The organism is Streptomyces sp., from assembly GCF_031181705.1.
Taxonomy (GTDB): domain Bacteria; phylum Actinomycetota; class Actinomycetes; order Streptomycetales; family Streptomycetaceae; genus Streptomyces.
Map to the genome: position 1 here is coordinate 1 of NZ_JAPSKN010000218.1, position 6,048 is coordinate 6,048.

A 6,048-nucleotide genomic window follows, 5' to 3' on the forward strand; every position below is an offset into this window, starting at 1 on the left:
GCACGGCATACGCGCGGCGCAAGCCGCCGGCACGATGCAGGACAGGGGCGCGGCGCAAGACGCGGGCGCCCCTGTCGGCCAGGGCGAGGCCCCGGTTGCCGGAGCCGTGCTCGTCCGTCGTCCCCGGTACCGCCGCAGGCGCCTCGCCGTCGGGGTGGCCGCCGCCTGTGCCGCGCTCGCGACCCTCGGGAGTCTGGCCGCGCTGCCGGACGGGCGGCGCGCGGCCGGCGACGACCGTGCCCGTGAGGCCGGTCCGGTCGCACCCGGGGCGACGCGGACCCCGGCACCGGAGCCGCGCAGCGCCTCCCCGACGCCGAGCACCTCCCCCACCCCCGAGCGGTCGGCGCCCTCCGCCGGGCCGAAGGCGAAGGGCGAGCCCGCCCCCGCCCCCTCAGGCCCCACCACCGCTCCGCCGCAGAGTGGGGCGGACCCGGCCGCACCTCTCACCTGGTCCGCGAACTCCCAGGCCTGGAAGCTCGGCTGCGGTCACGACTACGTGGTCACCAAGCCGCCGGCCCAGGTCCCGCCGCCCCCGGTCCCGCAGGACGCGGGGGCCTGGGCGGCGTCCGTGAACGCGGTGCACGGCGGTGAGACGCTCGTGCGGCTGTCCGTGCAGGGGCGGAGCGACACGGCCGTCGTGCTGGACGCGCTGCGCGTGCGCGTGGTCGGGCGGGCCGACCCGGTCCAGGGCAACGCCTACGCCATGGACCAGGGCTGCGGCGGTTCGCTCACCCCGCGCTCCTTCGACGTGGACCTGGACAAGGACCGTCCCATCGCCCGCGCGGTCGCCGGGAGCGACGCCGGCACGCCGATCCCGGCGGTGAGCATGCCGTACCGCGTCTCGGCGCGGGACCCCGAGGTGCTGCTGGTCAACGCCCGGACGCGGGGTTGCGACTGCCGCTGGTACCTGGAGCTGGACTGGTCCTTGCAGGGCCGCAGCGGCACGGTCCGCGTCGACGACGGCGGCCGCCCGTTCCGCACCAGCGGCATCGCGGGCCTGCCCCGCTACCTGTACGACACCTCGGCACGCCAGTGGGCGCCCTACCGCTGACGGCCCTTACGGCCGGGGCACGTTGCGCAGGTTGGAGCGGGCCATCTGGAGCATCCGGCCGACCCCGCCGTCCAGCACGATCTTGGACGCGGACAGGGCGAACCCGGTCACCATCTCGGCCTTGATCTTCGGCGGGATGGACAGCGCGTTGGGGTCGGTGACGACGTCGACGAGGGCCGGGCCCTTGTGCTTGAAGGCGTCCTTCAGGGCCCCGGCGAGGTCCTTGGGCTTCTCGACGCGCACGCCGAAGGCGCCGCAGGCCCGGGCGACGGCGGCGAAGTCGGGGTTCTTGTTGGCCGTGCCGTGCGAGGGCAGCCCGGCGACCAGCATCTCCAACTCGACCATGCCGAGGGAGGAGTTGTTGAAGAGGACGACCTTGACCGGCAGGTCGTACTGCACCAGCGTCAGGAAGTCGCCCATCAGCATGGAGAAACCGCCGTCGCCGGACATCGACACGACCTGCCTCCCCCGGTCCGTGAACTGCGCGCCGATCGCCATGGGCAGGGCGTTCGCCATCGAGCCGTGGGAGAAGGAGCCGATGACGCGGCGGCGGCCGTTGGGTGAGATGTAACGGGCCGCCCAGACGTTGCACATGCCGGTGTCGACGGTGAACACGGCGTCGTCGGCGGCGACTTCGTCCAGCACGGACGCCACGTACTCGGGGTGGATCGGCGTGTGCTTCTCGACCTTGCGGGTGTACGCCGTCACCACGCCTTCCAGCGCGTCGGCGTGCTTCTTCAGCATCCGGTCGAGGAAGCGCCGGTTCTTCTTCTCCTTCACCCGCGGGATCAGGCAGCGCAGCGTCTCCCGTACGTCGCCCCAGACCGCGAGGTCCAGCTTGGAGCGGCGGCCCAGGTGCTCCGGCCGGATGTCGACCTGGACGATCTTCACGTCGTCGGGGAGGAACGCGCTGTAGGGGAAGTCGGTGCCGAGCAGGATCAGCAGGTCGCACTCGTGGGTGGCCTCGTAGGCGGCGCCGTAGCCGAGCAGTCCGCTCATGCCGACGTCGAAGGGGTTGTCGTACTGGATCCACTCCTTGCCGCGCAGGGCGTGCCCGACCGGGGACTTGATCTTCGCGGCGAACTCCATGACCTCGGCGTGCGCGCCGGCCGTGCCGCTGCCGCAGAAGAGGGTGACCTTGCCCGCCTCGTCGATCATCTCGACGAGCCGGTCGATCTCGGCGTCGCCGGGACGGACGGTGGGCCGGGAGGTGACGAGAGCGGTCTCCACGGCCTGCTCCGGGGCGGGCCGGTCGGCGATGTCACCGGGCAGGGTGACGACACTGACGCCGCTGCGGCCGACGGCGTTCTGGATGGCGGTCTGCAGCAGCCGCGGCATCTGCTGCGGGCTGGAGATCATCTCGCTGTAGTGGCTGCACTCGGCGAACAGCCGGTCGGGGTGGGTCTCCTGGAAGTAGCCGAGGCCGATCTCGCTGGAGGGGATGTGCGAGGCGAGGGCGAGGACCGGGGCCATGGAGCGGTGGGCGTCGTAGAGGCCGTTGATGAGGTGCAGGTTGCCGGGGCCGCAGGAGCCGGCGCAGGCGGCGAGGCCGCCGGTGATCTGGGCCTCGGCGCTGGCGGCGAAGGCGGCGGTCTCCTCGTGCCGGACGTGGATCCAGTCGATGGCTGAGTTGCGGCGGACGGCGTCGACGATCGGGTTGAGGCTGTCGCCGACGACGCCGTAGAGGCGTTTCACTCCGGCCCGGGTGAGGATGTCGACGAACTGTTCCGCGACGTTCTGTTTGGCCATGGTTCTCGTCTGCCCCTTCGGTCTCCTGGGATCCCTCCGGGTTCCATCAAGTCACAGGGTGGCCGGTCACGCCTCCCACACGGCCGCGGCCGTACGGTCGTCGGCATAACCCTTGACCCGTACTTGGGAGTCGGCGAGAAACGCGGCCAGGCCGGGCGGCTCGGGCCGGGACCACCGGTCGGCGAGGTACTCGCCCAGTTCGGGCTCGCCGCGCAGGGGCTCGGCGAGACCGCCGCTGCACATCAGGAGCGTGTCACCCGGGCGGGCGACGGAGGTGCGGAAGCGGAAGGGTTCGCGGGGCGGTTCCGGGGCGGGGTCGTAGGGGCTGGGCGGGGTCGGGATGCCCAGGTCCATGGTGAGCCGGTCGCCCTCGGGGGTTTCGGAGGGCGGCGATCCGTAGCCCACGACCGCTTCTCCCCTGACGTCGGTGACCTGCGGTTCGATGTCCTGCCACTCCCCTTCCCGCAGCCGGAACAGTCCGCCCGGGCCGACGCCGAAGAACACGCGCGTCCGGCACTCCGGGTCGGCGGGCAGCAGCAGACAGCGCAGGCTCGCCGCGTACTCCTCCGGCCCGACGCCCTGTTCGGAGGCGCTGGCACGGAGTTTGCCCAGGCTGCGGTCGGTGAGACGGTGCAGTCCGGACTTGAGGTCGCCGCGCCGGCCGCCCCTTATGTCCTCCACGAGGCGCGTGTGGCTGCGTCCGACGGCCCGGCCGATCCAGTGGCAGGCCTCGGCGGCGGCCCGGTGCGCTCCCGGCGCCGTACGGGCCCCGGTCGCCATGGCCACGAGCAGCAGGGCGTGCTCGCCGGTTCCGAACCGTGCGGTGAGCAGCGAGTCGCGCCGCGGCTCCCCCCGGTAGCGCGCGGAGTCGCCGCGCACGGACGCCGCGCGCAGTGTGCACACCCCGTAGCGGGCGCCGTCGAGCACGGTGTCCGCGACCAGGTCGCCGAGATCGTCCGGGTCGGCGGGCGGGAGGGCGGTGGGTTCGGCGTCGTAGGTGGGAGGCCGCGACCCGACGTGCCCCCGGGCCCGGGGGACGGACTCGGGCGGCTCGATACGCGGGCCCGGCTGCTCGGGCTCGGCGGCGAACCCGGCAGGCGGCGGGGGCAACGGCCCGGCGGCGGGCGGCGCGGGCGGCGTCCCCGGGGCGCCTGGGGGCACGGGGGGTGGCCCGGCGGCCGGCCCCCAGGACTCGGACGACGGACCGGCGGCTCCCGGAGGCACGCGGGGCGGGTCGGCGGGTGCCGGGGGCACGCGGGGCGGGTCGACGGGTGCCGGTGGGGCGAGCCAGCCGGCGACGGTCTCAGGTGCGGCGTCCCGCGGCCGGCCGGCCACCCCGGCGGACGGGGACCCGGCCCCGGACCGGCCGGGTGGGGCGCCGGGCGGTGGCGGGGCGACGGGTGGCGGGGCCGGGGGCGTCCGAGGAGCGGGAACCGCCGCCCCAGGGGCCTGTCGGGGATCCTCAGGGCGCACCTCGTCCCCGGCGGGCGAGGCCCCGGGACCAGCGGCTCCCCCCGAACCCCCGCCCGGCACCCGGGAGCCGTCTCCCGGCTCGGCCCCGGGCGAATCGGCCCCGGCGGGCGAAACTCCAGGCCCCGCAGCCGCCCCCGAACACCCGCGGGGCGGCCCGGCCGGGTCCGGCTGTGTGCGGAGCGGTGGGCGGGAGGCTGTCGGGAAGGTCACGGGGCCCGTGGCCCGGGCGGGTGGTGGTTCCCACGGGGCCCGCTGCGGGGAACCGCCCGTGGGGCGCGGGGTGCCCGGTGCGTCGTCCGCTCCGGACCGGGGCGCCGGAACCGTCGGCTCCACGCCGGCGGACCGCCCCGGTGGCGCCGGTGGCCCCGGTTCCGCCCCGGCCGACCCGGTCTCCCCCGGGCCGCCCACCGTCCCCGCCGCCGAGGCGAAGCGGTCGTCCAGGGAATCGGGGGCCGGTGTGGGGCCCGTGTCGCCGGTGGAGTCGTCGTACAACTGCCCCCACCAGTCGTCCTCGTGACCGGTGGGCCTTCCCCCCTGCTGGCTCATGCCGGTAATTGTCCACCGCACGAGCGGGATGAAAACGGGGCTTGTGGAAAAATCCGGCCCGCCACCCCGCCGTACCCGGCGCGTCGAGTGAGCCGTAGAACGGTCATGCGATACCGGCGTCCCGCGGGCCGCGGGCGGCTGACCTGCGTGTCTGGCCCCCGGTCACGCTGCTGACCTGCGCCTTCTCGCGTGTTCCGGCAGTCTGGTCAGATGGGAGTGTGGGACCTCCTGCTGGTCGGGCTGGTCATCCTGCTCGGCCTGTGCGGAGTGCTGGTGCCCGCGGTGCCGGGGTCGCTGCTGGTGTGGGCCGCGGTCCTGTGGTGGGCGCTGAAGGACCCGCAGCCCGTCGCCTGGTGGGTGCTGGTCTGTGCCACGGTCCTGATGCTCGTCTCCCAGGGCGTGCGCTGGGCGCTGCCGCCGAGGCGGCTGCGGGCGAACCGCACCAGCCGCCGCATGCTGGCCTGCGCGGGAGCGGGCTCCACCGCCGGCTTCGTCCTGCTCCCCGTCCTCGGCGCGATCCCCGGCTTCCTGGCCGGCGTCTACCTCTTCGAACGGGTCCGGCTGGGCCGCCGCGCGGAGGCTTCGTCCGCCCTGCGCACCGTGATGCGCTCGGGCGGGTCCGGCATCCTGGCCGAACTGTTCACCTGCCAGCTGATCGCGGCGGCGTGGCTGGCCGCGGTCCTCTGGGGCTGAGACGGTCTCGCGGCGGGGATCAGAGCACCCCTTCGTGCGCCAGCAGCCGCACCTTGCGGTCCAGGCCGCCCGCGTAGCCGGTCAGCGTGCCGTCGGCCCCGATCACACGGTGGCAGGGGCGGACCACGAGCAGCGGATTCGCGCCGATCGCACCGCCGACGGCCCGCACGGCCGCCCGGGGCGCCCCGATCCGCCGGGCGATCTCCCCGTACGTGACGGTCGAGCCGTAGGGGATGTCGTCCAGCGCGGCCCACACCCGCTCGCGGAAGGGGGTGCCCTCGGCACGCCACGCCAGCCGGAACTCCTTCAGTTCCCCGGCGAAGTACGCGGCCAGCTGCTCCTGTGCCGCGCGGAAGGGCCCGGGGTCCCGCCGCCAGTCGTCGCGCACCACGCGACCGCCCTTCTGCCCGGGCACGGACAGCGAGGTCAGCTCGCCGCTCGGGGCGGCGGTGAGCAGGAGCGGCCCGACGGGGCTGGGCACGCTCGTCCAGTAAGTCGGCTCGGTCGGCCGGAGCGGCCGGGTCGGCTGGGTCGGC

At 74.9% G+C, this 6,048-nt stretch carries 5 protein-coding genes; 2 read left to right on the forward strand and 3 right to left on the reverse strand.

Annotated features, from left to right (window positions below; translation table 11 throughout):
* Positions 1 to 1,051 (forward strand): transcriptional regulator (locus tag RIN80_RS25800; protein ID WP_309098051.1); only part of this gene is annotated, 1,051 nt, incomplete at its 5' end.
* 6 nt (positions 1,052 to 1,057) lie between these two features.
* Here RIN80_RS25800 and RIN80_RS25805 read toward each other — a convergent pair.
* Together RIN80_RS25805 and RIN80_RS26630 are read right to left on the reverse strand one after the other, a co-directional pair.
* Positions 1,058 to 2,800 (reverse strand): pyruvate dehydrogenase, encoded by a 1,743-nt coding sequence (locus tag RIN80_RS25805; protein ID WP_309098052.1) that lies wholly within the window; start codon positions 2,798 to 2,800, stop codon positions 1,058 to 1,060.
* A gap of 66 nt (positions 2,801 to 2,866) precedes the next feature.
* Entirely contained in the window at positions 2,867 to 3,910 is a 1,044-nt protein-coding gene (locus RIN80_RS26630) for a protein phosphatase 2C domain-containing protein (RefSeq protein ID WP_375141817.1), read from the reverse strand.
* A 1,119-nt stretch (positions 3,911 to 5,029) separates the two neighbouring features.
* Here RIN80_RS26630 and RIN80_RS25815 point away from each other — a divergent pair.
* Positions 5,030 to 5,512 carry a DUF456 domain-containing protein gene (locus tag RIN80_RS25815; protein ID WP_309098054.1) on the forward strand — a complete coding sequence of 161 codons (483 nt, stop codon included), beginning with the start codon at positions 5,030 to 5,032 and terminating at the stop codon, positions 5,510 to 5,512.
* Positions 5,513 to 5,531: 19 nt separating this feature from the next.
* Here the strand turns inward: RIN80_RS25815 and RIN80_RS25820 are convergent, their stop codons facing one another.
* Positions 5,532 to 5,993 carry a methylated-DNA--[protein]-cysteine S-methyltransferase gene (locus tag RIN80_RS25820; protein ID WP_309098055.1) on the reverse strand — a complete coding sequence of 154 codons (462 nt, stop codon included), beginning with the start codon at positions 5,991 to 5,993 and terminating at the stop codon, positions 5,532 to 5,534.
* Between the last annotated feature and the right edge of the window lie 55 nt (positions 5,994 to 6,048).

Coding starts and splice junctions, on each gene's coding strand:
- RIN80_RS25805 (WP_309098052.1), bottom strand. CDS start 2,800: ATGGCCAAACAGAACGTCGCGGAACAGTTCGTCGACATCCTCACCCGG.
- RIN80_RS25815 (WP_309098054.1), top strand. CDS start 5,030: ATGGGAGTGTGGGACCTCCTGCTGGTCGGGCTGGTCATCCTGCTCGGC.